This is a genomic window from Rhizobium hidalgonense, from assembly GCF_002914525.1.
GTDB lineage: Bacteria > Pseudomonadota > Alphaproteobacteria > Rhizobiales > Rhizobiaceae > Rhizobium > Rhizobium hidalgonense.
Map to the genome: position 1 here is coordinate 116,865 of NZ_LODW01000127.1, position 26,288 is coordinate 143,152.

Annotated in this window: 21 protein-coding genes and 1 other RNA gene; 15 read left to right on the plus strand and 7 right to left on the minus strand. The window is 61.9% G+C overall.

Features of this window, described 5'->3' with window-relative positions; translation table 11 throughout:
- Positions 1-10 precede the first annotated feature (10 nt).
- The 7 genes from ATY29_RS34045 (at position 11) to ATY29_RS34075 (ending at position 10,724) form a co-directional block, all read left to right on the plus strand.
- On the plus strand, positions 11-1,285 hold the full coding sequence (locus ATY29_RS34045) for a YeaH/YhbH family protein (RefSeq protein ID WP_003564986.1): 1,275 nt from the start codon (positions 11-13) through the stop codon (positions 1,283-1,285).
- Positions 1,282-2,832 carry a SpoVR family protein gene (locus ATY29_RS34050; RefSeq protein ID WP_003564984.1) on the plus strand — a complete coding sequence of 517 codons (1,551 nt, stop codon included), beginning with the start codon at positions 1,282-1,284 and terminating at the stop codon, positions 2,830-2,832. Before ATY29_RS34045 ends, ATY29_RS34050 begins: the two co-directional genes overlap by 4 nt.
- Before the next feature lie 169 nt (positions 2,833-3,001).
- On the plus strand, positions 3,002-3,910 hold the full coding sequence (locus ATY29_RS34055) for an adenylate/guanylate cyclase domain-containing protein (protein ID WP_097534124.1): 909 nt from the start codon (positions 3,002-3,004) through the stop codon (positions 3,908-3,910).
- A 266-nt stretch (positions 3,911-4,176) separates the two neighbouring features.
- On the plus strand, positions 4,177-5,388 hold the full coding sequence (locus ATY29_RS34060) for an efflux RND transporter periplasmic adaptor subunit (RefSeq protein ID WP_097534126.1): 1,212 nt from the start codon (positions 4,177-4,179) through the stop codon (positions 5,386-5,388).
- A complete protein-coding gene (locus tag ATY29_RS34065) occupies positions 5,385-8,540 on the plus strand; it encodes an efflux RND transporter permease subunit (protein WP_097534128.1) in 3,156 nt (1,051 codons plus the stop codon). The genes ATY29_RS34060 and ATY29_RS34065 overlap by 4 nt, the downstream gene beginning before the upstream one ends.
- Positions 8,541-8,816: 276 nt before the next feature.
- Complete coding sequence (locus ATY29_RS34070) at positions 8,817-9,815, plus strand: flagellin N-terminal helical domain-containing protein (RefSeq protein WP_097534130.1); 999 nt, start codon at positions 8,817-8,819, stop codon at positions 9,813-9,815.
- Between the two features lie 243 nt (positions 9,816-10,058).
- On the plus strand, positions 10,059-10,724 hold the full coding sequence (locus ATY29_RS34075) for a YiaD family glycine zipper/OmpA-like lipoprotein (RefSeq protein ID WP_003564977.1): 666 nt from the start codon (positions 10,059-10,061) through the stop codon (positions 10,722-10,724).
- Positions 10,725-10,774: 50 nt separating this feature from the next.
- Here ATY29_RS34075 and ATY29_RS34080 read toward each other — a convergent pair whose 3' ends face one another.
- Positions 10,775-11,182, minus strand: a complete 408-nt coding sequence (locus tag ATY29_RS34080) for a PTH2-like family protein (protein ID WP_003564974.1) — start codon at positions 11,180-11,182, stop codon at positions 10,775-10,777.
- A gap of 40 nt (positions 11,183-11,222) precedes the next feature.
- On the opposite strand from ATY29_RS34080, the gene ATY29_RS34085 reads away from it, so the two are divergent.
- Positions 11,223-12,134, plus strand: a complete 912-nt coding sequence (locus ATY29_RS34085; RefSeq protein WP_003564971.1) for an AraC family transcriptional regulator — start codon at positions 11,223-11,225, stop codon at positions 12,132-12,134.
- On the opposite strand, the gene ATY29_RS34090 is transcribed toward ATY29_RS34085, so the two are convergent.
- Both ATY29_RS34090 and ATY29_RS34095 read right to left on the minus strand, forming a co-directional pair.
- A complete protein-coding gene (locus ATY29_RS34090; RefSeq protein WP_097534132.1) occupies positions 12,094-13,188 on the minus strand; it encodes an AbrB family protein in 1,095 nt (364 codons plus the stop codon). The two genes, ATY29_RS34085 and ATY29_RS34090, sit on opposite strands and share 41 nt — an antisense overlap.
- Before the next feature lie 249 nt (positions 13,189-13,437).
- Positions 13,438-14,340, minus strand: a complete 903-nt coding sequence (locus ATY29_RS34095; RefSeq protein WP_097534134.1) for a LysR family transcriptional regulator — start codon at positions 14,338-14,340, stop codon at positions 13,438-13,440.
- A 92-nt stretch (positions 14,341-14,432) separates the two neighbouring features.
- Here ATY29_RS34095 and ATY29_RS34100 point away from each other — a divergent pair, with 92 nt between their 5' ends.
- The 3 genes from ATY29_RS34100 (at position 14,433) to ATY29_RS34110 (ending at position 20,884) form a co-directional block, all read left to right on the plus strand.
- Entirely contained in the window at positions 14,433-15,467 is a 1,035-nt protein-coding gene (locus ATY29_RS34100) for an aldo/keto reductase (RefSeq protein ID WP_097534136.1), read from the plus strand.
- Between the two features lie 210 nt (positions 15,468-15,677).
- Positions 15,678-17,090 (plus strand): FAD-binding oxidoreductase, encoded by a 1,413-nt coding sequence (locus ATY29_RS34105; protein ID WP_097534138.1) that lies wholly within the window; start codon positions 15,678-15,680, stop codon positions 17,088-17,090.
- A gap of 89 nt (positions 17,091-17,179) precedes the next feature.
- Positions 17,180-20,884 (plus strand): AsmA family protein, encoded by a 3,705-nt coding sequence (locus ATY29_RS34110; RefSeq protein ID WP_025416609.1) that lies wholly within the window; start codon positions 17,180-17,182, stop codon positions 20,882-20,884.
- Between the two features lie 101 nt (positions 20,885-20,985).
- Here the strand turns inward: ATY29_RS34110 and ATY29_RS34115 are convergent, their stop codons facing one another.
- The 4 genes from ATY29_RS34115 to ssrA form a co-directional block, all read right to left on the minus strand.
- Positions 20,986-21,210, minus strand: coding sequence for a ribbon-helix-helix domain-containing protein (locus tag ATY29_RS34115; protein WP_003564964.1), 225 nt, complete (start codon positions 21,208-21,210; stop codon positions 20,986-20,988).
- A 140-nt stretch (positions 21,211-21,350) separates the two neighbouring features.
- Positions 21,351-21,545 (minus strand): DUF4169 family protein, encoded by a 195-nt coding sequence (locus ATY29_RS34120; RefSeq protein ID WP_003564956.1) that lies wholly within the window; start codon positions 21,543-21,545, stop codon positions 21,351-21,353.
- Between the two features lie 49 nt (positions 21,546-21,594).
- The gene (locus ATY29_RS34125) at positions 21,595-22,110 is read right to left on the minus strand and encodes an SspB family protein (protein WP_003564953.1); all 516 of its coding nucleotides are present in this window, start codon (positions 22,108-22,110) and stop codon (positions 21,595-21,597) included.
- 128 nt (positions 22,111-22,238) lie between these two features.
- Positions 22,239-22,601, minus strand: a transfer-messenger RNA (tmRNA) gene (gene ssrA / locus ATY29_RS34130).
- Positions 22,602-22,712: 111 nt separating this feature from the next.
- On the opposite strand from ssrA, the gene ATY29_RS34135 reads away from it, so the two are divergent.
- The 4 genes from ATY29_RS34135 to hflC all read left to right on the plus strand — a co-directional run bounded on the left by ATY29_RS34135 (position 22,713) and on the right by hflC (position 26,231).
- Entirely contained in the window at positions 22,713-23,507 is a 795-nt protein-coding gene (locus tag ATY29_RS34135; RefSeq protein WP_003564838.1) for a thymidylate synthase, read from the plus strand.
- A gap of 13 nt (positions 23,508-23,520) precedes the next feature.
- The gene (locus ATY29_RS34140; protein WP_097534140.1) at positions 23,521-24,039 is read left to right on the plus strand and encodes a dihydrofolate reductase; all 519 of its coding nucleotides are present in this window, start codon (positions 23,521-23,523) and stop codon (positions 24,037-24,039) included.
- A gap of 149 nt (positions 24,040-24,188) precedes the next feature.
- Entirely contained in the window at positions 24,189-25,268 is a 1,080-nt protein-coding gene (hflK, locus tag ATY29_RS34145) for an FtsH protease activity modulator HflK (RefSeq protein ID WP_003564835.1), read from the plus strand.
- Positions 25,269-25,271: 3 nt separating this feature from the next.
- Positions 25,272-26,231 (plus strand): protease modulator HflC, encoded by a 960-nt coding sequence (gene hflC, locus ATY29_RS34150; RefSeq protein ID WP_003564833.1) that lies wholly within the window; start codon positions 25,272-25,274, stop codon positions 26,229-26,231.
- Positions 26,232-26,288: the final 57 nt, after the last annotated feature.

Consider the following 26,288-nt stretch of genomic DNA (forward strand, 5'->3'; position numbering starts at 1 on the left):
TGGAGCCACTATGCACATTGTCGACCGTCGGCTAAATCCGCGCGGTAAAAGTCTGGAAAATCGGCAACGGTTTCTTCGGCGCATGAAAGGCGCCGTGCAGCAGGCGGTCAAGCGTTCTCTGCAAAACCGAAACATTCGCGATGTGCTCGACGGCGGTGAGATCAGCCTGCCGATCGACGGAATGGCCGAGCCGAGCCTTCGAAAGGGCGAAGGCGGCACCGCCGATCACATCCTGCCCGGAAACAGGGCCTTCGTCGAAGGCGATATCATTCCGCGGCCGCCGGGCAGGAATGGCGGAAAACCAAAAGATGCCGGCGAAGGTGATGGTGAGGACGGTTTCCGTTTCGTGCTGACGCGCGAGGAGTTCCTCGATGTATTTCTCGATGACCTGGAACTGCCTGATCTTGCCAAACGGCGTCTAGCCGAAACTGAAGAGGAAACGCCGTTCCGGGCCGGCTATTCCGTGTCCGGATCGCCGTCCAATATTGCCGTCGGTCGCACGACGAGGCTGGCGATGATGCGGCGTGTCGCGCTTCACCGTCCACGTCGTGAAGAGATCGAAGCCCTGCAGCGACAGATCGAGGAGTGCGAGGATGATGAGACCCGCCTAGGGCTGGAGGTAAAACTCAAAGCCCTGACGGAAAAGAGCCGGCGCATTCCCTATATCGATCCGCTCGACGTCCGATATCGCCGTTTTGAGAACGAGCCGAAGCCAGTGGCCAAAGCCGTGATGTTCTGCCTGATGGACGTCTCCGGCTCGATGTCGGAACACATGAAGGACCTTGCGAAGCGGTTCTACCTGCTGCTCTATCTTTTCCTGTCTAAGCGCTACAAGAAGGTGGAGATCGTCTTCATCCGCCATACCGACAAGGCCGAAGAAGTGGACGAGGAAACCTTCTTCTACGGTCCGGCGACCGGCGGCACGCTGGTCTCCAGCGCGCTTGCGGCCATGCGCGGGATCATCGCGGCGCGGTTCGATCCGGCAGAGTGGAATATCTATGGCGCCCAGGCCTCTGACGGCGACAACGCCCATTCGGACGGCAACCTCAGCGGTCAGCTGTTGCGCGAGATTTTGCCGCTGTGCCAGTATTTCGCCTATATCGAGGTCGGCGAAGAAGGCGGCGATTCGTCGGTATCCCGTTCACCGCTTTGGATGCTCTATGACGGCATCCGCTCCGAGCTGCTGCCGCTTTCGATGCGCAAGGTCTGCCGGCGAAGCGAAATATTCCCGGTTTTCCACGATCTCTTCCAGAAGCGTGACGCGCAGTCGAGGGTGACGCCATGACCATGACAATGAGGCCGAAAGAGCGGCTGTTGTTCGAGGGGGCCGACTGGGACTTTTCAACGCTGCAGCGCATCCACGACGCCTGCGAGGAAATCGCGCTCGGCGAACTCGGCCTTGACGTCTATCCGAACCAGATCGAGGTCATCACTTCGGAGCAGATGCTGGATGCCTATTCCTCGACCGGCATGCCGCTGTTTTACCGCCATTGGTCCTTCGGCAAGCACTTCGCGCATCACGAAGCCTTTTACCGCCGCGGCATGCGCGACCTTGCCTATGAGATCGTCATCAACAGCTCTCCCTGCATCTCCTATCTGATGGAGGAGAATACGGCGACGATGCAAACGCTCGTCACCGCGCACGCGGCCTTCGGCCACAACCACTTCTTCAAGAACAATTATCTCTTCAAGCTTTGGACCGATGCCGAAGGAATCCTCGATTACCTCGATTTCGCCAAAGGATATATCACCCGCTGCGAGGAGCGTTATGGCGAGACGGCCGTCGAGCGGACGCTCGATGCGGCGCATGCGCTGATGTCACATGGGGTGCATCGATATGCGGGCAAGACTACCATAGACCTTCGCCAGGAGGAGAAGCGGCAGCAGGAGCGCCGGGCCCACGAGGAGCAGATGTTCAACGATCTGTGGCGCACGGTTCCCGTCGGCAAGGCCAAAAAGGCGAGCGACGGCGGCCTGGAAAAGCGCCGTGCCGCGCTTGGTCTTCCGCAGGACAACATCCTTTATTTTCTCGAGAAAACCGCCCCGCGGCTGCAGCCATGGCAGCGCGAAATTCTTCGCATCGTCCGCCATGTCGCCCAATATTTCCATCCCCAGCGGCAGACCAAGGTGATGAATGAGGGAACCGCGACCTTCGTCCATTACCAGATCATGAACCGGCTTCATGAGCGGGGGCAGATCAGCGACGGAAACTTCCTCGAATTCTTGAAATCGCACTCCAACGTGGTGTTCCAGCCGAGCTATGACGATCGGCGGTTCTCGGGTTTCAACCCTTATGCGCTCGGTTTTGCGATGATGCAGGATATCGAGAGGATCGTCACGAAGCCGACGGAGGAAGACCGCACATGGTTCCCCGATATATCAGGACGCGGCGATGCGATGGCCGTGCTGCGCGACATCTGGGCCAATTACCGGGACGAGAGTTTCATCAGCCAATTCCTCAGCCCGAACCTGATCCGCCAGTTGCGGCTGTTCCATCTCTACGATGATCCGGAGCAGACTGAAGGGGTTCTGGTTTCGGCGATCCACAATGAGCGCGGATACCTGCGCATCCGCCGTCAGCTTTCCCGCGAATACGACATCGGCTGGACCGATCCGGCCATCGATATCGTCGACGTCGACCTCGCCGGTGACCGCCGCCTGCTGCTGCAACATATCATGATGAACGGAAGCTATCTTCAGGAGGCCGACACGAGGCTTGTCCTGCAGCATCTCGCCGATCTCTGGGGCTACGACGTGTTGCTTCAGGAGATCGATAGTTCGAACACCGTGGCGAGGGAGCACACGGCGAGCCCGCGCAAGATCGTTCAATGATCCCCGATATGTCTCCAAGCCGCGTTGTTTGCCGACGATAAGGTGCAATTATCGATGGTAACGAAGACAAAGGCTTAGTAGTTTACCGCCGCTGCAATCGCCCATCACTCACCGACATTCGACGTTTGCAGCGACCTTCCGGGAGCGGACAGCGCGGAGACGAGAGACCATGGGTGAAACGCGGCGCAAGCTGACGACGATCTTCTGTGCTGACGTGCAGGATTATACCCGTCTGATGGGGGCCGATGAGGAGGGGACGCTTGCGGCGCTGAAGCGCTGCCGGGAGGCGATGGGGCGCCTGATCGAAAGCCATGGCGGCCGTGTCATCAATACCTGGGGCGACGGGCTGATCGCTGATTTCCCAAGCGTGGTTGAGGCGGTGCGCGCCGCTGTCGATACCCAGAACGAACTTGCCGGTTTCAACGCCCGCCGCCCGGAAGACGGGCGCATGCTGTTCCGCATCGGTATCAATCTCGGCGACGTAATCGTCGAAGACGACGACATCTATGGCGACGGCGTCAACATCGCCGCACGGCTTCAGGCCTCGGCTTCCGCCGGCGGCATCGTTATATCAAGCACCGTCTACGATCAGGTCCGCAACAAGGTCGCGGTCGGTTTTGAATTTCTCGGGCCGCTGATGGTGAAGAACGTCGATGAAGGCGTGCCGAGCTACGCGGTGAAGATCGGCGATGCCAAGGACGAGATGCCGCCTCCCCAACGACCAGGCCCAGCACGTCCGCAGCCGGCGGCTGAGATTGCCGAAGCAAGCCCGCGACCTGGCAGACGCAGACAGTTCGCTGTGCTCGGCGTCATCGCGGCGGTGCTGATCGGCATCAATCTTTTATCGTGGCAGGGGGTTTTCTGGGCGCGCTTTCCGGTGCTTGCGCTCGCCGTCGTCGCGGCTTTCGCCTGGAATCGCAATCAGATCCTGTTCAACCGGAAGATCACCTCGCTGGCGATCGTGGCGCTCGGCATTGTCGGCATCAACCTCTTCACCTGGACGGGGCAGTTCTGGGCGGTGTGGCCGATACTGGGGATTGCGGCCGTCATCGGTTTGCGATGGTCGATGCGTCGATAGACATTCAACCCGCATCGGCAGAGATTTTGCACGGCATCCCGCCCGTCAATCGGCGGCGTCAAAGACATGGCGAGTGTTCGTTCAAGCAAAAGTGAGCGGCCGGGTTATTTCCATTCTTTCCTGATATTACAAATCGGTAATGCCGGCTGCTTATGCTTGCCGGTAAGCTGTAAACGCGCGATATTGTCGCATCAGTCGGGACCTTGATCCCGCAGCGCCTCTTTCGACCGACCCTGGTCCGACCTCGAGTCCCTCCGGAGACGTGAATGGCCTTTTGGAAGCAGTTTATACTCTCACTCATCGTCATCGCTGCCGGCTTTGCCGCGTGGGTTTTCTTTGTGCCCGGTGCCGGCGATATGATGCGCGATGCAGGTATTCCAGACGGCATCGTTTCCAAGATCGCGCCGAAGGCTGAGGAGACGGCGGATGCCGACGCTCCCGCCCGGGTGCAAGGCCAGCAGCGTGGCGACGGACAAGGTCAGGGGCAGAACCGCCGCAATGGCGGCGGGCGCAACAGCGCCATTCTTGTCGCGACTGAAGCCGTCGTCCAGGGCGTCGTCAACGACCGGCTGAACGCCATCGGCACCGGTGATGCGATCCGTTCGGTCGCTGTGACCGCACAGGCATCGGGCACCATCCGCGAAATCCTCATCAAGTCGGGCGACAAGGTCAAGGCTGGCCAGGTGCTCGCCAAGCTCGACAGCGAAGAGCAGGTAATCGCCCGCGGCCAGGCTGATGTAGCGGTCAAGGCCGCCGTCGAAAAATCCAATCTCTATCACAACATCAAGTCCAGCGTGTCGCGCATGGACGTGTTCGATTCCGAGATCGCCGAGCAGGGCGCGCGACTGCAGCTGCAAGCTGCCGAACTCAATCTCGCACGGCGCAACATCATTGCGCCGATCGACGGCATCGTCGGCATCGTACCAGTCAATATCGGCGACAACGTCACGACGAGCATCCCGATCGTCACGCTCGACGACCGCTCGGAAATCCTCGTCGATTTCTGGGTGCCGGAACGCTTCGCCAACACGGTGTCGGTCGGCCAGCCGGTCGAGGCAATGTCGGTGGCAAAGCCGGGGCAGATGTTTTCCGGCGTGGTCGAAGCCGTCGACAACCGCATCGACGCGGCAAGCCGTACGCTGCGCCTGCGCGCCAAGATCGACAACAGTTCGGATGAACTGCGCGCGGGCATGTCCTTCAGCGTCAGCATGAAATTTCCCGGCGACAAATATCCGGCGGTCGATCCGCAGTCCGTACAGTGGGATTCGCAGGGGTCCTTCGTCTGGCTGGTTAACGACGACAAGTCACACAAGGTGCGGGTCAGCGTCGTGCAGCGCAATCCGGATTTCGTTCTCGTCAAAGCCGATCTCAAGGACGGCGACAAGATCGTGACCCAGGGCCTGCAGCGCGTGCGCGAGGGCGGGGCGGTGCGCGTTTCCGCTGAAATGGCCTCGAATGGGGAGGCCGTCACCCAATGAGCGTGACCGAGATTCATCAGGACAGGGCCTCGGGCAAGCAGAGCTTCACCGCGCTTTTCGTTCGCCGGCCAATCCTGGCGCTGGTGTTCAACACGCTGATGGTCGTTGCCGGCCTTGCGGCTTACGTCGGCGTCGAGGTGCGCGAACTGCCGGATGTCGACCGTCCGGTCGTCACCGTGCGCACGACCTTCGACGGCGCATCGCCGCAGACGATCGATCAGGAACTGACCAAGGTGATCGAGGGCGCGGTCGCGCGCGTCAGCGGCCTGAAATCGATCTCTTCGACCTCTTCCTTCGGCCAGAGCCGGGTAACGCTGGAATTCTCGGATGCGATCGATCTCGCGGTTGCCGCCAACGACGTGCGCGACGCGATCGGCCGCATCACCCAGAACCTGCCCGATGAAGCGGACGCGCCGCAGATCGTTAAGGCGGATTCGGATTCCTCGGCGATCATGCGACTTGCCGTCACCTCCACCAAGCTCAACATGGACGACCTGACGCAGCTCGTCGAAAACGAGGTGATCGATCGCCTCGCCTCCGTCGACGGCGTCGCCGATGTCGAGGAATATGGCGACCAGGAGAAGGTCTTCCGGGTTGATGTCGACCAGGGGGCGCTGGCGAGCCGCGGGCTGACCATCGGCGACCTGACGAAGGCGCTCGACAATGCAGCTCTCGACGTGCCGGCGGGATCCCTGAAGAGCAATACGCAGGATATCGTGGTGCGCGCCACCGCAAACCTGCAGACGCCGGCGGATTTTTCCAACGTCATACTGCAGGATCGCGTCCGCCTCGGCGATGTCGCGACGGTGACACTCGGACCGCGCGACGGCGAAACGGCGCTGCGCTCCAACGGCAAGCCCGGCATCGGCCTCGGCATCATCCGTCAGGCGCAGTCTAACACGCTCAACATCTCGACCGGCATCAAGGCCGCCGTCGAGCAATTGTCGAAGACGCTGCCCGAGGGCACGACGATCGCGATCACCAGCGATGATGCCGTCTTCATCCAGGGTGCGATCCACGAGGTGGTACTGGCGCTGGTGCTCGCCGCCGTCATCGTTACCGCTGTCATCTATCTCTTCCTGCGCGACTGGCGGGCGACGCTGATCCCAGCGGTCAGCATGCCGGTTGCGCTAATCGGAACGCTGGCGGCGATCTATATGGTCGGTTTCTCGATCAATATCCTGACGCTGCTGGCGATCGTGCTGGCAACCGGCCTCGTCGTCGACGACGCGATCGTGGTGCTCGAAAACATCGTGCGGCGGCGCGCCGAAGGCATGGGGCCGCGGGCGGCCGCCGTGCTTGGAACGCGCGAAGTGTTCTTCGCTGTTGTCGCGACGACCGCGACGCTGGCGGCTGTGTTCATCCCGCTCTCCTTCCTGCCGGGACAGGTCGGCGGCCTGTTCCGTGAATTCGGCTTCGTCCTCGCCTTCTCCGTCGGCCTGTCGTCGATCGTGGCGCTGACGCTCTGCCCGATGCTTGCCTCGCGTATGCTGACGAAGCCGATGCTCGAGGATCATGGCGCGCTCGGCCGCTTCGGCGGCGCGCTCGCCCGGCTCTACAAATGGGCGCTGCACGGCTGTCTCAATGCGCCCTTCGTCGTCCTGCTGTTTTCAGTGATCTTTGCCGGTGCAGCCGTTATCGCGTTTTCGACCGTCAAGAGCGAACTGACGCCGGAAGAGGACCGGTCGATGGTGATGATGCGGCTGACGACGCCGCAGGGATCGAGCCTAGAATATACCCGTGACAAGATGCAGCTCGTTGAGGAAAATCTGCAGCCGCTGGTGACCAGCGGCGACATCCGCAACATCTTCTCGATTTCCGGCCAGGGCGGTTCGCTGAACAGCGGCTTCATGGTGCTGACGCTCGCCCCCTGGGGAGAGCGCCACAGGACGCAGGCGGAGATCGTCGGCGACATCAACCAGGCGGCAGCAAGGGTGCCGGCGCTGCGCGGCAACGCCATCTCTTCTAACAGCCTGCGCATCCGCGGCGCCGGCAGTGGCGTGCAGATGGCGCTGATCGGCAATGATCACGAGGCGCTGACGGCGGCGGCCGCCAAGCTGGTCCAGGCGCTCGATGCCACCGGCCAATACGATACGCCGCGCCTGACCAACGAGCCCAGCCAGGCGCAGGTCTCGGTGGCGATTGACCGTGAGCGTGCCTCCGATCTCGGCATCGACATAACCGGCCTTTCGACGGCGATCCAGTCGCTGCTCGAAGGGCGCTCGGTGGTCGACGTCTTTGTCGACGGCGAATCCTATCCCGTGCTGCTGACCTCGACGACGCGGCCGATCGACGACCCCACAGACCTCGAAAACGTCTTCCTGAAAACCGGCGACGGCAAGATCGTGCCCATGTCGGTCATCGCCACGATGAAGGAAGGTTCGGTCGCGCCGCAGCTGAACCGCGAGCAGCAGTTGGCCTCGGTGGCAATCACCGCCGGCCTGAAGAACGGCATGTCGCTCGGCGATGCGGTCAAGCAGGTCACTGAACTTGCCGCGCCGCTACTGCCAGCGGGCTCGCGTCTGCTGCCGCTCGCCGAAGCTGCGACGCTGGAAGAGAATTCGAGCGGCATGGCGCTGACCTTCGGTTTTGCCATCGTCATCATCTTCCTGGTGCTGGCGGCGCAGTTCGAAAGCGTTCTGTCCTCGCTGATCATCATGTCGACGGTGCCGCTCGGCCTAGCCTGCGCCGTCTTCGCGCTCATCATCACCGGCTCCAGCCTCAACATTTACAGCCAGATCGGCCTGGTGCTTCTGGTCGGTGTCATGGCGAAGAACGGCATTCTGATCGTCGAATTCGCCAATCAGCTGCGCGACCGGGGCGAGGACGTGCGATCCTCGATCGAAAAGGCCTGCGCGTTGCGCCTCCGCCCTGTGATGATGACGATGATCGCCACCATCCTCGGTGGCGTGCCGCTGGTCTTTGCCCATGGCGCGGGTGCGGAAGCGCGCGTCGCACTCGGCTGGGTAATCGTCGGCGGTCTCGGCTTCGCGACGCTGGTGACGCTGTTCATCACGCCGGTCGCCTATCTGCTGCTTGCCCGCTTCGGCAAGCCGCACGCCCATGAGGAAGCCCGGCTGCACGAAGAGATGGCGGTCGCCACGCGGCCACGGGCCGTGCCCGACGAGGAGCAGTTGCAGGCCGCCGAATAGGTCTTTGTCCGAATTGAAACCGCTGCCGGGTCCCCATTCGGCGGCGTTTGTTATGATGTATGAAACCTTGTAAAATAAGATAAATTTCTTCTGAAGTTTAGCCGTTTGTTAAGCATAAACGGCAATGATCGTGGCCAGCAACCGGCTGGTCTTCTTCGTTTTCCTGAAGGCTGCAACGCGCTGGACTCCCAGCGACCCCGGACATGAATGTCCGCGCGGCAACGGTTCATTTCTTGTGCAGTTTGCGTCCTGTTTGCGTTTTGGAGTTTAGTTCCCGTGAGTATTTATCAGCGCGTCTCCGTGGACGCGGCGCTTCATGTGCTGCGCGATATCAACCGGAATATGACGGTCACGCAAAACCACATCACGACCGGCACGCGTGTCGCTAAAGCCGCCGACAACGGCGCCTATTGGTCGGTCGCCACCACCGCCCGCACCGACAACAAGGCTGTTTCGGCGATCCAGGATGCGCTCGGCATGGCGGCGGCGACGATGGGCACGGCCTATACCGGCGTCGAGAACGTCATCGACGTTGTCTCCGAGATCAAGGCCAAGCTGGTTGCCGCGACCGAAGACGGCATTGACAAGAACAAGGTCAACGAAGAGATCAAGCAGCTGCAGGAGCAGCTGCGCAGCGTTTCGGAATCGGCAACCTTCAACAGCGATAATTGGGTGATCCTCAACAACGACGCGACGCCGACGCAGCCGCGCCAGATCCCGGCCTCCTTCATCCGCAATGCCGACGGCACGGTCTCCGTGGGTATGCTGACCTACCATATCGACAATACGCCTGTGGGGGCGACGACCTCCAAGGACGCGCGTTATTTGATCGACGATCGCGCCACCGGTTCGGGGGAATACGGCGTACTGACATCGGCCCATTTCGCCACCGAGCTTGGCGCCTCGCAGAATTATGTGCTGATGGAAAGCAAGAATGGTACCACCACCGGGCAGGTAGTCATCTCGCTTTCGGCCGCCACGACGAAGGGACAGATCGGCGAAATGATCAGTGTCGTCGATGCGGCACTGACACAGCTGACGACGGTCGGCTCGGCCTTCGGCGCGCTGGAGAAACGCATCAACCTTCAGAACGATTTTGCCACCAAATTGCACGACAACAACACCGCCGGCATCGGCCGGCTCGTCGATGCCGACATGGAGGAAGAGTCGAGCAAGCTCAAGGCGTTGCAAACGCAGCAGCAGCTCGGCCTGCAATCTCTGAACATCGCCAATGCCACTTACGATACCGTACGGCAGCTGTTCCGGAATTTCTGAGTGGTGTGCCCTTACCAGCCTCGTGGCTGAGGGGGCCTTAGGCCTCCTCACCATGAGGGCTGACCGTCTTGCCTGCCGGCTGTAAGCTTAGTCGAGTTGCTAAAACTGGTGATATCAGCGCATCGTCGCAACACGGCTGCTGTTTTGGCGCCTGAAATTCCCTTATCAAGAGAGCATCTTCATTTTCTTGCCGCAATCCTTGCCATTTGCTCGCATCAGCTTCGAACGGAGACCATCCTGTCCATGATCAAGAAATTCCTACTTCTGGCTGTTGCAGCAAGCTATCTCAGCGCCTGCACCACCACCGACCCCTATACCGGCGAACAGAAGGTTTCCAATACGGCGGGTGGCGCGGCGCTTGGCGCGCTTGGCGGCGCTCTCGTCGGCGTGGCTGTCGGCGGCGGCGGCCACGGTAAGCGCAACGCGGCGCTGATCGGCGCCGGTGTCGGCGCGCTCGCCGGCGGCGCGATTGGCAATTACATGGACCAGCAGGAATCCGAGCTTCGCGCCCAGCTCGAAGGCACCGGCATTTCGGTAACCCGCAACGGCGACAACATCATCCTCAACATGCCGTCGAACATCACCTTCGACGTCGACCAGGACGCGGTGAAGCCGGGCTTCTATCCGACACTGAATTCGGTGGCGATCGTGCTGCGCAAATTCAATCGCACGCTGATCGACGTCAACGGCCACACGGATTCGACCGGCAGCCTGCAGCACAATCAGGACCTGTCGCAGCGCCGCGCGCTTTCTGTTGCCGATTATCTCGGCGGCCAGGGTATCGACCAGCGCCGCGTCTCCGCTGTCGGTTTCGGCCCGTCGCAGCCCGTCGCCTCCAACGCCAGCGAGGCCGGCCGCGCCCAGAACCGCCGCGTCGAGATCCAGATCGCGCCGATTACACAGGGCTGAGCCGGATTTTTCCGTCTTTGAAGCGGCCGGGCTATGCCCGGCCGTTTTTATTACTGCTGCATCGTCGCACCCTTGGTGATCTTGTCGACGATCTTTTTTTCGGCCCGTATTGCGATGCCGACCACCTTGGCGTCGTCGGGCGTAAATTCGGCGAAGACGGCGCGGTTGGCGGCATCATGGCCAGTCGCAAACATCTCCTCGATGAAGAGAGAGGCGGTGACGTCACGTTCCAGCGCACGGCGATGGATGGTCGACATCGCCGCCTCATCGGCGGAGAGTACGATGATCGGCTGGATCGACAGCGGATTATAGAGATTGCCGGCGCGGTCCTTGTAGGGCTCGCCGATGATTTCGGGATGCCCGCCGGCGATGCCGGTCATCAGGAAGGCGGTAACGTTCAGCTTCTGCCAGCCGGCAAGATTGTTTCGCAGGACGACGGCAATTTTGGTATCAAACATCTGACTGTCTTTCACCTCGGGTTATGGAGTATCGGGCGCTTTGAGCCAGGATCTACATCCACAGGCCTTCGAAGGTCTTGAACGTTTGTGCGCGGGACCGTCCGGCAACGCCATCCTGGCGGCTCCGGCCTTTCCCGGCATCGAGCGCATCGAGGCGCAGTTTTCAGGCAATGCCTTCGAGCCGCACCGCCACGACACCTATGCACTTGGCGTGACGCTGAAGGGCGTGCAGACTTTCCGCTATCGCGGCGAGCGACGTTTCAGCCTGCCGGGCCAAGTGATCGTGCTGCATCCCGATGAGGAGCATGACGGCGGGGCCGGGACCGAGGACGGCCTGCACTATCGCATGCTTTACCTGGAGCCGTCGCTGCTTCTCGAATGCCTGGAGGCCGATGGCGTCGGCCTGCCTTTCATCGGTGAACCCGTCATCGGCGATCCGGCGCTGGCGGGTGTGCTGCTTGCCGCACTCGGCGAACTCGATCGCGAGCTGGACGAGCTTTTCGTCGACGATTTCGTGTCGAGGGTGGCGGGCGGGCTGTCCAGGCATGCCCAGATGCCGCGCCGGCCGCTCGGAGCTGTCGCCTGGCGGCAGGCACGGGCGGCGCGGGATTATCTCGAGGCGCATGCGACCCGAGCGGTATGCTCAGGCGAGCTGGAAGCGGTGACGGGGCTCGACCGTTTCGCGCTGTCGCGGCATTTCCGGGTGGCCTTCGCCACCAGCCCGCACCGCTATCTCCTGATGCGGCGGCTGCAGCGGGCCCGCGCCATGATCGGCGCAGGAGAGGGGATTTCGGACGCGGCGGCGGCGACCGGCTTTGCCGACCAGAGCCACCTCAACCGGCATTTCAAGAAGGCCTATGGAATGACACCTGGGCAGTGGGCAACGCTCGCCCACAAGTCCGCCCCGCGCTTTATGCGGGATTTTCCGCAAGTCCGGACCGGCTGGCGATGAAGCGGGCCAGCATCGGGCCGATCATCAGGATCACCAGGAAACGGCCGGTCTGCATCGCCATCACGAAGGGCACGTCGACATCGCTCGCGGCAGCGATGATGGCGACGGAATCGGCGCCGCCGGGGCTGGTGGCGAGATAGGCCGTCAGTGGATCGATGCCGGCAAACTTGTGCAGCGCCATTGCCATCAAGCCACAAATCACCATGAGGAGAAGGATGGAGGCGGAGACTCTCGGCAGGGCGCGCGCCACATGCTTGATGATCGAACGGGTAAAACGCAGGCCGATGCTCCAGCCGACGAGCGCATAGGCGACTGCGAGCAGCCACATCGGCAACTCTATTTTCAAGAGGCCGACGCCTTGCAGGAATGCGCCGAGAAAGAGCGGTACGATGATCGTGCCGCCCTGAATGCGCAGGCGGCGCACGCCATAGGCACAGATGGCCGCAAACGCCATCGTTGCAGCAAAGGCCGGCCAGTCGACCGCGGGGAAGAGGATGAGCGGCGGCGGTTCGGCGCCGTCGGCCGCCACCCAAAGACGCGAGATCACCGAGGCGCCGACGGCAACCAAGACGACACGCAGATATTGCATGAAGGCGACGAGGCGGGCATCGGCGCCATAGGCTTCCGACATTATGACCATGGCGGAGGCGCCGCCGGGCGAAGACCCCCAGACCGCGGTCGTGCCGGGTAGCACCTGCCAGCGTGTCAGCAGCCAGCTGAGGCCGGTGGCGATGGCGATGACCGAGAAGATGAACAGCAGGAAAAGCGGCGTGTCTTTTGCCATGGTGCCGAGTATGTCGGGCGTGATGGTGCGCGCCATCATCAGGCCGACGAGGATCTGGCCGAACTGCAGCGGCCAGAAGGGCACGCGGAGCTTTCCCTTGCCGACGGTAAGCGCCAGCAGGAGCGCTGCCACCATCGGCCCGATCAGCAGCGAGGCGGGCAGGGCGAAGAGTTCGAGGAAGATGGTGAAGGCTGTGGAAAGCGCGAGTAGCAGCGCCCATTTCGACAGGCCGGCATCCCGCAACAGGCGGCGTGCGTCGCTGAATGGCATGTATCCCCGTATCTTTCCTGGCCGGTGCCAAGCCCTGAGGCTGAAGATGGGAGGAAGCTCCGGCATGACGAAGAGAGGCCGGCTGCAAGGACCGGCTGGCGCGGGTCTGGTATAGGTGGGTGAAAGGCGCGCGGTCAATTGCGAAATCTGGCTTCTCGCCGACCGCGGGGATGCCAAACTGATTCATCCGGCCGCTTCAAGTTATTGTTTTTCCAAGTCGTCGCTTGAGAGCGGTTTGGGCGAAATTTATCAGAGGCGCACATGGCCGGCGAGAAAATCGAGCAGGGCGCGCACGCGCGTCGGCAGCGGGCCGCCCTGGCCCATATAGACAGCGTAGAATTCTTCGAGATCGCCGGGATTGGCCTCATCAAGCACCGGCGTCAAGCGCCCGGCGTCGATATCGGCGCGCACGGTGAAGGCTGCCAGCCGCGCAAGGCCGGCGCCGGATAATGCCAGATGCCGCATGGCTTCGCCGTCTCCCACCTGGACGCCAGGGGTGATCGGAACCGATACCGTTTCGCCGTCCTCGCGCAGCGGCCAGCCCTCGACGGCGCGGGCATAGGAAAAGCCGATGCGGCAATGGCGGTGGAGATCGGCGACGCTACGCGGTTCACCGTGATGCTTGAGATAATCCGGCGAGGCGACGATGATTTTGCCGGTGGCGCCGAGCTTGCGGGCGATCAGGCTGGAATTCTTCAAGGGGCCGGCTCGGATCGCGACGTCGGCGCGCTCCTCCATCAGATCGACGATTCTGTCGGTATGGGAAATATCCAGCGTCACGGCGGGATGAAGCGCCATGAAGGCCGGCACCAGCGGCGCCAGCACATGATTTCCAAAGGAGCCGCTGGTGTTGATGCGGATGCGGCCCGAGGCTTCCTCGCCGGTCGAGGCTTGGCGCTCGGCCTCGGCGATATCGGCAAGGATGGCGATGCTGCGCTCATAGAAGGCGCAGCCTTCCGGCGTCAGTTGCAGCTTCCGCGTCGAGCGATTGACCAGGCGAGCGCCGAGGCGTGTTTCCAGCCGGGCGACGAGCTTGCTGACGGCCGACGGCGTCATGCGTCGCGCCGTAGCGGCCGCGGAAAAACCGCCGCGCTCGACGACGCTGACGAAGACTTCCATTTCGCCGGAGCGATTGATGTCCTGACGGCTCATGATGAATTCAAGTCACAGATGATTTGCTCATAGGCAATCTATATCACCAATTGACCAAGGTCTATCTCAGTGGAAACGAAGGAGACAGATCCATGGAATACAGAAATCTCGGCGCATCCGGCCTCAAGGTGCCGGCCTTGAGCTTCGGCGCCGGCACATTCGGCGGCAGCGGTCCACTGTTCGGGGCCTGGGGCACTACCGATGCCGGGGAGGCCCGGCGGCTGGTCGACATCTGCCTCGAAGCCGGTGTCACTCTGTTCGACACGGCCGACGTCTATTCGGCCGGTGCTTCCGAAGAAGTGCTCGGCCAGGCGATCCGCGGCCGGCGCGATGCCGCGCTGATCTCGACGAAGACGGCACTGCCGATGGGCGAGGGACCGCAGGACTGGGGAACATCGCGGGCGCGGCTGATCCGCGCGACGGAGGATGCGCTGCGCCGGCTGGGCACCGACTACATCGACCTTTTGCAGCTTCACGCTTTCGATGCCTCGACGCCGGTGGAAGAAGTGCTTTCGACGCTCGACGGCCTCGTTGCGGCAGGCAAGATCCGTTATCTCGGCGTTTCCAATTTTGCCGGCTGGGAGCTGATGAAATCGCTCGCCGCCCCCGAGCGCCACGGCCATCCGCGTTATGTCGCCCATCAGGTTTATTATTCGCTGGCGGGGCGTGATTACGAATGGGAACTGATGCCGCTCGGCGCCGACCAGGGCGTCGGCGCCCTCGTCTGGAGCCCGCTCGCCTGGGGACGGCTGACCGGCAAGATCCGCCGCGGAGAGCCCCTGCCTAAGGAAAGCCGGCTGCACGAGACGGCGCAATACGGCCCGCCCGTCGACGACGAAAAGCTGTTCGACATCGTCGAGGTGCTGGATAGCATTGCGGAGGAGACAGGCCGGACGGTGCCGCAGATCGCGATCAACTGGCTCCTTGGCCGACCGACGGTATCGAGTGTCATCATCGGCGCCCGCAACGAGGAGCAACTCAGGCAGAACCTCGGCGCGGTCGGCTGGAACCTCTCCGAGGAGCAAGTCGAAAGGCTCGACGCCGTCAGCGCCGTGACGGCGCCCTATCCCTATTTCCCCTATCGGCGGCAGGAGGGTTTTGCGCGGCTCAACCCACCGATCGTCTAGGCTCCGGACGGGCGTATAAGAAAAGGGGAATGAAATCTTCTGCCATTCTTAACTGGACAGCCGCTTTGACTTGCCGCATACCCAGCCTGCTGCATAATTCCTTAAATCGAAATCGATTTAGGGATGAAATTATGCAGCAATTTGAAAGTTCTACAGCGTCCTTTGCGCGTCTGAAGAGACGCGCGGCGCTGTAGCAGGGAGGTCAAAGGGATGGCGCTGAAGGACGCGAAAGCCGGCACACGCAACGAGGCGGGGATATCAGCCGTGCTCGGCCTTCTCAAGCAGAGCTTCGGCGAGCGCTTTCAGACTGGCCAATCCTTTCGCGAACAGCATGCCCACACGACGACCTACATCCCGCCCCAACTGCCGGACGGTGTACTGTTCGCCGAAAGTGCCGAGGACGTGAAGGCGGCGGTCCGGGCGTGTGCGACCCATAAGGTGCCGGTGATCGGTTTCGGCGTCGGTACCTCGCTGGAGGGCCAGGTCAATGCCGCAAATGGCGGTATTTCGATCGATTTCAGCCGCATGAATCGGGTGCTCGAGGTCAATCCCGAGGATCTCGACTGCACCGTCGAGCCGGGTGTGACGCGCGAGGCGCTGAACATCCATCTGCGCGATACCGGCCTGTTTTTCCCGATCGATCCCGGCGCCAATGCCTCGATCGGCGGAATGGCCTCGACGCGGGCCTCCGGCACCAATGCCGTGCGCTATGGGACGATGAAGGACAATGTCCTTGCCGTCACCGCCGTCACCGCGAATGGCGAGGAGATCCGCACGGCCCGGCGCGCCCGCAAATCTTCAGCCGGCTACGATCTCACGCGACTCTTCGTCGGCGCCGAGGGCACGCTCGGCATCCTGACCTCGGTGACGCTGCGCCTGCAGGCGATTCCGCAGAAGATCGCCGGCGGTGCCTGCGCCTTTCCGAGCGTGAAGGCTGCCTGCGATGCCGTCATCATGACGATCCAGATGGGTATTCCGGTGGCGCGCATCGAACTGCTCGATACGATGCAGATGCGGGCCTGCAATGCCTATTCCAAGCTTTCCTATGCCGAAAGCCCAACGCTCTTCCTCGAATTCCATGGTACCGACGAGACGGTGCCGCTGCAATCGGCAGCCTTTGGCGAGATCGCGGCGGAATGCGGCGGGGGCGAATTCCTATGGACCGCCAATGCCGAGGAACGTACGAAGCTCTGGAAGGCGCGCCACGATGCCTATTGGTCGGCAAGGGCGCTGGCGCCCGGGCTTGCCGCACTTTCGACCGATGTTTGTGTTCCGATATCGCGGCTTGCCGATTGTGTTTCCGAAACGCAGGCCGATATCGAGGCCCATGGACTGCTCGGCCCGATCGTCGGCCATGCCGGCGACGGGAACTTCCATGTGCTGCTGCTGTTCGATGACAAAAGCGCCGAAGACATCGCCAAGGCCGAGAGTTTCGTGCAGCGGCTCAATCGGCGGGCGCTCGACATGGACGGCACATGCACCGGTGAACACGGGATCGGGCAGGGTAAGATGGCGTTCCTCGAGCAGGAGCTGGGAGGCACGGTGGATTTGATGCGACAGGTGAAACAGGCGCTCGATCCGGACAATATCTTCAATCCCGGCAAGATTTTTCACCATGGCTGAAAACGGAATACTCTCATGAACTTGGGCCTTGCCCCCGATATGAATAGCGCTAGTGTCAGCAAGATATTCCCGAATGGAGAATCCTTGCATTGGTAGGCCGGTTCCTCGTCTTTCTGGGGGGAGTGATCGTCGTAGTGCTGTTTGTGGCGCTGCTTGCGCCGCTGTTCATCGACTGGACGGATTTCCGCAAGAATTTCGAGGATCAGGCAAGCCGCATCATTGGCAAGAAAGTCACCGTCTACGGCACGGTGGATGCGCGGCTCCTGCCGTTTCCGTCGGTCACGCTGCATGACGTGCGCGTCGGCCAGGAAGCGGACGGCACGCCGATCGTCAAGGTCGAGCAGTTCTCCATGGATGCGGAGCTTGCGCCTTTCCTGTCGGGCGAGGCGCTGATCTTCGACATGCGCGTCGTCAATCCGAAGGTGCGTCTGAGATTGCTCAAGGACGGCACGCTCGACTGGATGCGCGGCAGCCGCGCCGAAATACCGGCGAAAAACGTCGTTCTCGAAAACGTGCATGTCAATGGCGGCGAAGTCGAGTTCATCGACGACCAGTCCGGCCGCTCCCGTCGCATCACCGGCCTCAACGCGGAAATGTCGGCCAAGTCGCTGGCCGGTCCGTGGCGCATCGAGGGCGATGCGGCGCTTGACGGCGAGCACGGCAGCTTTTTGATCTCGAGCAGTCAGCCGGACGAAAAGGGCGTGCTGCGCATGCGCACAAAGCTTTCGCCGGACAGTCACCCCGTCAGCATCGATCTCGATGGTGAACTGAAGCTCGTCGACAGCAAGCCGAACTATCAGGGGCAGCTGTCGGCGGCGATCGAAAACCGCAACAGCGCCAAGCCCGCCAACAAGAAGGAGCAGCCGCCACGCGTCAAGGGCCGCTTCGAGCTCACCAATGAACGCATCCGTATTCCCGAATACCGGATGGAGATCGGGCCGACGGACGACCCCTACGTCATATCGGGCGAGGCGACGCTCGATACCGGCAATGCGCCGGAATTCCTGTTGACAGCCGACGGGCAGCAGATCGACGTCAACCGCATCGGCAATCAGGGCGCGGCCGGCAAGACGACGCGCGATGCGGCGGTTTCGGCGCGCCAGCGACTGAACTCGCTGATCGATGTCATCGGGCAGGTGCCGATCCCGCAGGTGCCGGGCAAGGCAAGTGTCAAGCTGCCGGCGATCGTCGCCGGCGATACGACGCTGCGCGACGTGCAACTGGAGCTCGAACCGGCCGGCACCGGCTGGATGATCGACAGCGCCACCGGCACGCTGCCGGGGCGCACGCAGGTGGAAGGCAAAGGCAAACTCCTGCTTCAGGGCGAGGCCTCGTTCAACGGCCAGATCGTGGTCGCCTCCAGCCAGCCGACGGGGCTTGCCTCCTGGCTTGCCGGCTCGGTCGATCCGGCCATCAGGCAATTACGACAGGCGGGCTTTTCTGCCAATGTCAGCCTGACGCACGAGTTGCAGCGTTTCGAAAATCTTGAGATTGCCATCGGACCGGCGACCCTGAAGGGCAGGCTGGAGCGGCAGGCGATCGAGGGTAAGACGCCGACCCTGTCGGTGGCGCTGAACGGCGATACGCTGGATCTCGACGCGCTGCAGGCGCTGAGCGGGCTCATGACCGGCCAGGATGCCGGTGACAATGTGCTCGACCACAGGATCGCCGCCCAGCTCAAAGCCGACAAGTTCACCGCCTTCGGCGTCGAGGCCGAGAATGTTGATACCACCTTCACGATTGCCGACGGGGCACTGGCCGTCGACAGGCTGGCGATCAAGAATATTGCAGGCGCCGAACTGACGGCGACGGGCAAGGCGGAAGGCTCGCTACTCGATTACAAGGGTGCGGGCGAGATCACCTTCAAATCGGCCGATCCCGGCGGCTTTTTCACCATGCTGCGCGAGCACCTGCCAGGTCACCCGGCGCTCGACCGGTTGGTGCGCAATGCCGGTTGGTACGGTAATACGGCGCTGCGCGGCGCGTTGACGCTGGGCGGCGATGAGGGGAATGCGTTGACGGTGACGCTTGCCGGCGTGTCCAACGGCAGCCGCGTCAATCTCGACTACCGCATGTCCGATCTCCTGGCGCTGACTGGCAACGGTACGACGAGCCTCGAGGCGACGCTCGAAAATGCTGTGCCGTCGGTCCTGTTCGGCCAGGCCGGGCTCGACCCGCTGCCGGTCGATGTCGGCGCCAACGGCCGCCTGACGCTGAAGGTCAAGGCATCGGGCAATGATCCCGCCGACGCTGCACTGACCTTTGCGACCGACCGGACCTCGTTCACCGCTAACGGCAAGGTCGATGTCCGGCCGGAGACTTTCATGAACGGCAAGATCGCACTCTCGCTCGACAGCGCCGATCTCGACCCCTATCTCATCATGAACGGGATCGCCCTGCCGCAGACGGGAGCCGGGCTGCCGTTCGGCCTGCAGGTCGATGCCGATGTCGATAGCGACAAGATCGTCCTTTCCGATCTCAAGGGGCATGCGGCCGACAACGAGTTTTCAGGCGCGCTGAGCTTCGACCGGAAGGCTGTGAAGACGACGGCTAACGGAGAGCTGACGTTCTCCAAGGCCGATGCCGGCTGGCTTGGCGAGGCGGTGTTCGGTCAGATCGTCGATCCCGCCAGTGGCGCGCTGACGACGGCGCCGCTCGGGCTGCCCGTCTTCAAGGATCTCGACGTCAAGGTCAAGCTGACGGCCAAGCAGTTCTGGCCCGGTCTGCCGGAAACGGCGGTCACCGACTTCACCAGCAACGTCGCCTACAAGGGCGACGAGCTGCAGCTCAACGACATGGCCGGCAACTGGGACGGCGGAAAGCTCTCCGGCAATCTACTGTTCACCAATGCCGACGGCACCGGTTTCCTGCAGACGAAGCTCGCGCTTGCCGATTCCGATCTTGCCGGCGTCGTCTGGCTGCGCGACGGCGCGCCGATCGCCAATGGCAAATTCGGATTGTCGCTGTCGATGGAAGCCTCGGGCAAGACGATCGCCGAGATCGCCAGTTCGCTGAACGGTTCGGGGGATCTGAGGCTCGGCGATACCAGCATACGCGGGCTGAACCTTTCCATCCTTCCGCCGCTGCTTGCCGCGACCGATACGATGCAGGAGCAGATCAATGCCGGCAAGGTGCATCCGATCGTCGAGACCCTGCTCAGCAACGGCGAGGCGAAGCTGCCGCCGCTCGGCATCCCCTTCAATATCACCGACGGGACGCTGCGCGTGCAGAATGTCACCATCGCCAACGATCTCGCCCGCATCACCGCCGATGCGCAGATCGCGCTGCCGGAGGAACGGATCAGCGCGACGCTGGGGGTTGGGCTCAATCCAGGCGCAGAAGCGCTTTCCGGCGCCGAGCCGGCGCTCAGGCTGAATTTTTCCGGCATGCTGCCGTCGCCCGGCAAGACGATGGATGTGACCGATATCACCAGCTATCTGTCGTTGCGCGCCTTCGAGCGCGAGCGCCGCCGCGTCGAGCGGCTGCAGGCAATTGTGCTCGAAAAGCAGCGGCTGCGCCGCGAGGCGGCGCTCTACCGGTTCAACGACGCCCAGCGCATCAAGGCGGCCGAAATCGAGCAACAACGGCAGGCGGAGGAAGAGCGGCTGCGCGCGTTGGCGCAGGCAGCCGCCGCGCAGAAGGCTGCTGCCGAGGCGGAGGCTGCACGCGCGGCGGAAGCCAAAGCCAAGGCGGATGAGCAGGCGAGGGCTGCCGCCGAGGCGGAAGCAGCGCGACGCAGCGGACCGCCCGGTTCGCTCAATTTCGACCAGGTGCCGGGCGTCCAGGCGCAATAGCGGATCGAGTTTAATCCCTCCGGGCCGCTAGCCGCTTGGTTCGCTGACCTCCTGCTCCCAAAGTGCCGCGTGTTTCGAGCGACATGGGAGCAGTCCCCGCGTTACGGCTGGGGGTTGGCGGCGGCCTTCGCCCAGGCCAGCACGTGGAGCCGCAGCGCCGAGGACAGATTGCTGTCCGGCGGCCGACGGTCATCGATTTCGGAAATCAGCGCGGCGAGCGGCATCGAACGACTGGCGGCGATCGTCTTCAGCTCGGTCCAGAATTCATCCTCCAGCGAAAAACTGGTGCGATGGCCGTGCAATGTCGCCGAATGCTTGCGGATCATGAAGCGGCTTCACACCTTGATTGGTTGGCAGATCGATTCAAGGAAGCCGCGCAAGTGGCTGATCTCAATGGCTGTCGCCTGAAAGCGTGCAGAGGCCACGACAGGAACCATTCCGGCTGTTCAAGCTTTGCTTGAAAGCTTCACGCGCCGTCATCATCGGTCTCAAGCCGGCCGTCGCGATGGGCCTTGTCGGCCTTTTCGTTCAGGCTGCGGGTGAGTTGTTTTTCCGCCTTGGTGCGGCCGAAGGAAATGCGATTCTGTTCGGCCTGCGCCTCCTTTTCGGAGCGGGCTTGCTTCTTGCGGAATTGGCGCAGATTGACGATCTCGGCACTCATTTCGGGGCCAGAATCCTTATGAAAAAGGGAGGCTTTGCCTCCCTTCAAATCACTGCTTCTTGCGGAAGGAGTCGAGCGAGACGACGGAGCCCGGCTTTTTCTCTTCGCCATCGGCAGGTTTTGCACCGGCGGCCTCATCCGGCTTTCCAGCCGCGTCGACAGGGTAGGCGGTAATTTCTCCGGACGGCAGTTCCTCGCCATCGGCGAGCGGCACGTCGAATTCGAGCTCGAAATTGACGGAGGGATCGTAAAAGCCGCGGATCGCATTGAACGGGATGACCAGCTTTTCGGGAACGTCGGAGAAGGAAAGGCCGATCTCGAAATGCGTCTCGGTGATCTTCAGGTCCCAGAACTGGTGCTGGATGACGATGGTCATCTGCTCGGGATATTTCGATTTCAGGTGCTGGGAGATGCGCACGCCGGCAGCACCGGTGAGGAAGGTGATGAAGAAATGATGGTCGCCGGGCAGGCGGCCCGTCGCTCCGACTTCCGCCAAAACTTTGCGAATGACGCCGCGAAGTGCATCCTGTGCCAGAATGTCGTAGCGGATATGGTCCTGCCCCATGCTTTTCCTGTCTTTCGTCGGTTCGGAAGTCTTTTCACAAGGTTATATGCCACGTCCGGGCGCCTTGGGAAAGGCCGGAGCCGAGTCACGTTTTTCAACAGCATACATGATTTCGGCGGCAGGGAGAAGGTGAAGGCTTCTGTTGCCAGGTGCCTTCGGACCCCGCCTAGAGGTGCGAACCACTAGGGCTTGATTTGAAGTGTCACACTGCGATTAAGCAGCGAGACGAGCTTCCGCATAGTTGTCGTTTGCAACTACAATTTTAGCCCGATAACGGCGGTACAATGCCGAGCAAAAAGACGATCTTTACACCCTTGTCGATCCTGTTTCGCCCCCATCAAAAGCCGGCCTTCCGGACCGCCGGTTTTTGGTGGAGGCGCCGGGTACCGCCCCCGGGTCCAATAGGTTTATTACACCGCTCATTTATCGCCATAGCCGGCCCGAAAGCCGGCAAGGCTGATATAGTGGTTTCCTCAGCCCAAGGAAAGAGCAAACGTCATAAAAGCGTTATGCGCCCCATCAGAAACATTGGGAAAATGCTTGCCGGTGATTGGTTTCCTGCTGCCAGGAGCTTAAATTGGCCGAAACGGAATCAGCGCGCCATGAAGCAATATCTCGATCTGCTTAGCCATGTAATGGAAAAGGGCTCCGACCGGGGCGACCGCACCGGCACCGGCACGCGATCGGTGTTCGGTTATCAGATGCGTTTCGACCTCGAAGAGGGCTTTCCGGTACTCACCACCAAGAAGCTGCATCTGCGCTCGATCATTCACGAGCTTTTATGGTTCCTGAAGGGCGAGACGAATATCCGCTATCTCAAGGAGAACGGCGTTTCGATCTGGGACGAATGGGCCGACGAAAACGGCGAGCTCGGGCCGGTTTACGGGGCCCAGTGGCGCTCCTGGCCGGCGCCCGACGGCAGCCATATCGACCAGATCGCCAATCTCGTCAAAGGCATCGTCCACAACCCGAATTCGCGCCGCCACATCGTCTCTGCCTGGAACCCGGCCGAAGTGGACCAGATGGCGCTGCCGCCCTGCCATTGCCTGTTCCAGTTCTACGTGGCCGATGGCAAGCTTTCCTGCCAGCTCTACCAGCGCTCGGCCGACATCTTCCTCGGCGTGCCCTTCAACATCGCCTCCTATGCGCTTCTGACGATGATGGTGGCTCAGGTGACAGGGTTGAAACCCGGCGATTTCGTCCACACGCTGGGCGACGCCCATCTCTATCACAACCATTTCGACCAGGCGAAGCTGCAATTGGCGCGCCGACCGAAGCCACTGCCCTTCATGCGCATCAACCCCGATGTGAAGGATATCTTCGGGTTCACCTTCGACGATTTCGAGCTGATCGGCTACGAGGCGGATGCCAGCATCAAGGCGCCGATCGCCGTCTGATCCGGGATATTCCATGGCCGACATTCTGAAGACCATCATCGTCGCCGTTGCCCGTAACGGCATCATCGGCCGCGACGGCGATATGCCCTGGCGGCTGTCGAGCGATCTCAAGCGCTTCAAGGCGCTGACATTGGGCAAGCCCGTGGTGATGGGCCGCAAAACCTACAACTCAATCGGCAAGCCGCTGCCGGGGCGGCCGAATGTCGTAATCTCCAGGCAGGCGACGATAGACCATCCAGATGTGCAGACGGCACATTCGCTGTCCGAGGCGATGACGGCGGCCGAAAAGCTGGCGCGCGAAAGCGGCGCCGACGAGATTTGTATTATCGGCGGCGGGCAGGTCTACGCCCAGGCGATCGGCCATGCCGACCGGATGTGCATTACCCATGTCGAGGCCGATCTCGCCGGGGATGCGTCGTTTCCTGCGATCGATGCCGATATCTGGCAGGCCGGGGAGGCGATCGCGGTTCCTGCCGGCGAGAAGGATACATATCCCACGCACTTCGTTGTCTATGAACGCCGACGCGCCTGAAAATGAACTATTTTCCAATTAAATTGACCAAGTTTCTCACGTTGCGTTGAAAGCCGATGCGGCGATACCTATAACGGTCACCAACGCACCCGCCGGTCAGCCCCCACGGTTCCGGATGCGTGGAAGACTTAACGAACAACGAGGTTTTGATGCCCTGGAGCAATCAGAATGGCGGCGGCGGCCCTTGGGGCGGCGGCGGCGGTAATAATCAGGGACCATGGGGCCAGGGGCCGAACCGCCCGCGTGGCGGCGGCAAGGGCGGACCGCCTGACCTGGAAGACATTATCCGGCGCGGACAGGACCAACTGCGCAATATCGTGCCCGGCGGTTTCAACGGCGGCGTGGCGGTGATCGTCGCGGCGGTCGTTGCCATCTTCTGGCTGATCCAGTGCGTCTACGTGGTGCAGCCGGACGAACGCGGCGTCGAACTGCGGTTCGGCAAGCCGAAGGAAGAGATCTCGATGCCCGGCCTGCATTTCCATTTCTGGCCGATGGAAAGCGTCGAGACGGTCAAGGTGACCGTGCAACAGCTGAATATCGGGGCGACCTCGGCATCCTCTTCGAACGGCCTGATGCTCTCCAGCGACAAGAGCGTCATCAACGTGCAATTCGCCGTCTTCTACACGGTCAGTGATCCGAAGGCCTATCTCTTCAACGTCGAAAATCCGGCAGAGACCCTGCAGCAGGTTTCCGACAGCGCCATGCGCGAAATTGTCGGGCGTCGTCCGGCGCAGGATGCCTTCCGCAGCAATCGCCAGCCGATCGAAGTGGATGTGCTCAATATCGTGCAGGATACGATGAACCGCTATGGCGCCGGTGTGACCGTGACCGGCGTGACGATCCAGAACGTGGCGCCGCCGCGCGAAGTCGCCGATGCCTTCGAAGAAGTACAGCGTGCCGGCCGCGACCGCGACAGCACGATCGAAGACGCCAACCGCTACACGAACCAGAAGCTCGGCCAGGCGCGAGGCGATGCGGCGCGAATTCGTGAAGATGCAGCCGCCTACAAGAACCGTGTCGTGAAGGAGGCCGAAGGTGAGGCACAGCGCTTCAGCGCGATCAACGACGAATATTCGAAGGCTCCCGAAGTGACCCGCAAGCGGCTGTTCATCGAAACGATGGAACAGGTACTAAAGAGCTCGAAGAAGGTCATCATCGACGAGAAGCAGGGTGTGTTGCCTTATCTGCCGCTCAATGAGCTCAGCAAGCCGGCTCAGCAGGGAGGTTGAACCATGACATCGAACAGACTTCCCATCATTCTCCTCATCCTCGCCATCGTGCTGGTCGGGCTCTATTCGTCGATCTTCGTGGTGAATGCACGCGAGCAGGCGATCGTCGTCCGCTTCGGCCAGATTCAGTCGGTCAAGACCGAGCCCGGCATCTATTTCAAGCTGCCCTTCGGCTTCATGGATGCCGACCGCGTCCAGCTGGTCGAAAAACAGGCGCTGAGGCTCGATCTCGACAATATCCGCGTTCAGGTTCAGGACGGCCAGACCTTCGACGTCGATGCCTTCGTGATCTACAACATCTCGGATGTTCGCCGCTTCCGCGAAACGGTATCGGGCGATCGCGAGGCTGCGGAAGCGCGGCTGAGGGCGCAGCTCGATTCATCGCTTCGCCGCGTCTACGGTCTGCGCGACTATAATGCAGCGCTCTCGGAAGAGCGTGTCGCGATGATGCTGGAGATCCGGGACGACCTGCGCACGGATGCCGAAAATCTCGGCCTGCATATCGACGATGTTCGCATCCGCCGCACCGACCTTTCTCCCGAGGTAGCGCCCAACACTTACAACGCCATGCGCTCGGAACGCCTGGCCGAAGCCGAGCGCATCCGCGCGGAGGGCAATGAAGAAGGCCAGCGGCGCCGGGCCGTCGCCGACCGCCAGGTCGTCGAGTTTACCGCGGGTGCCCAGCGCGACGCGGAAATCCTGCGCGGTCAAGGCGATGCGGAACGCAACCGTGTCTTCGCGGACGCCTTCAGCAAGGATCCGGCTTTCTTCGAGTTCTATCGCTCGATGGCCGCCTACTCCTCAGCGCTATCATCGCAGGACACGACGCTGGTGTTGTCGCCGAATACGGAATTCTTCCGTTATTTCGACAATGCCGCCGGCACCCTGAAAGCGCCGACAAATCCGGCTGCGGCAGCTCCCGGCGCGGCTGCTCCGCCAGCACCCCCCCAGCCGGCGAACTAACGGCAAGGGGCGCCACCCGCATCCCCGACGATTCCGAAGGGCCGGCCCGAGAGCCGG

Excerpts from the sequence above, each read along its gene's own strand:
- ATY29_RS34045 (WP_003564986.1), top strand. The coding sequence starts at position 11 with ATGCACATTGTCGACCGTCGGCTAAATCCGCGCGGTAAAAGTCTGGAA.
- ATY29_RS34050 (WP_003564984.1), top strand. The coding sequence starts at position 1,282 with ATGACCATGACAATGAGGCCGAAAGAGCGGCTGTTGTTCGAGGGGGCC.
- ATY29_RS34055 (WP_097534124.1), top strand. The coding sequence starts at position 3,002 with ATGGGTGAAACGCGGCGCAAGCTGACGACGATCTTCTGTGCTGACGTG.
- ATY29_RS34060 (WP_097534126.1), top strand. The coding sequence starts at position 4,177 with ATGGCCTTTTGGAAGCAGTTTATACTCTCACTCATCGTCATCGCTGCC.
- ATY29_RS34065 (WP_097534128.1), top strand. The coding sequence starts at position 5,385 with ATGAGCGTGACCGAGATTCATCAGGACAGGGCCTCGGGCAAGCAGAGC.
- ATY29_RS34075 (WP_003564977.1), top strand. The coding sequence starts at position 10,059 with ATGATCAAGAAATTCCTACTTCTGGCTGTTGCAGCAAGCTATCTCAGC.
- ATY29_RS34080 (WP_003564974.1), bottom strand. The coding sequence starts at position 11,182 with ATGTTTGATACCAAAATTGCCGTCGTCCTGCGAAACAATCTTGCCGGC.
- ATY29_RS34090 (WP_097534132.1), bottom strand. The coding sequence starts at position 13,188 with ATGCCATTCAGCGACGCACGCCGCCTGTTGCGGGATGCCGGCCTGTCG.
- ATY29_RS34095 (WP_097534134.1), bottom strand. The coding sequence starts at position 14,340 with ATGAGCCGTCAGGACATCAATCGCTCCGGCGAAATGGAAGTCTTCGTC.
- ATY29_RS34100 (WP_097534136.1), top strand. The coding sequence starts at position 14,433 with ATGGAATACAGAAATCTCGGCGCATCCGGCCTCAAGGTGCCGGCCTTG.
- ATY29_RS34105 (WP_097534138.1), top strand. The coding sequence starts at position 15,678 with ATGGCGCTGAAGGACGCGAAAGCCGGCACACGCAACGAGGCGGGGATA.
- ATY29_RS34115 (WP_003564964.1), bottom strand. The coding sequence starts at position 21,210 with ATGATCCGCAAGCATTCGGCGACATTGCACGGCCATCGCACCAGTTTT.
- ATY29_RS34120 (WP_003564956.1), bottom strand. The coding sequence starts at position 21,545 with ATGAGTGCCGAGATCGTCAATCTGCGCCAATTCCGCAAGAAGCAAGCC.
- ATY29_RS34125 (WP_003564953.1), bottom strand. The coding sequence starts at position 22,110 with ATGGGGCAGGACCATATCCGCTACGACATTCTGGCACAGGATGCACTT.
- ATY29_RS34135 (WP_003564838.1), top strand. The coding sequence starts at position 22,713 with ATGAAGCAATATCTCGATCTGCTTAGCCATGTAATGGAAAAGGGCTCC.
- ATY29_RS34140 (WP_097534140.1), top strand. The coding sequence starts at position 23,521 with ATGGCCGACATTCTGAAGACCATCATCGTCGCCGTTGCCCGTAACGGC.
- hflK (WP_003564835.1), top strand. The coding sequence starts at position 24,189 with ATGCCCTGGAGCAATCAGAATGGCGGCGGCGGCCCTTGGGGCGGCGGC.
- hflC (WP_003564833.1), top strand. The coding sequence starts at position 25,272 with ATGACATCGAACAGACTTCCCATCATTCTCCTCATCCTCGCCATCGTG.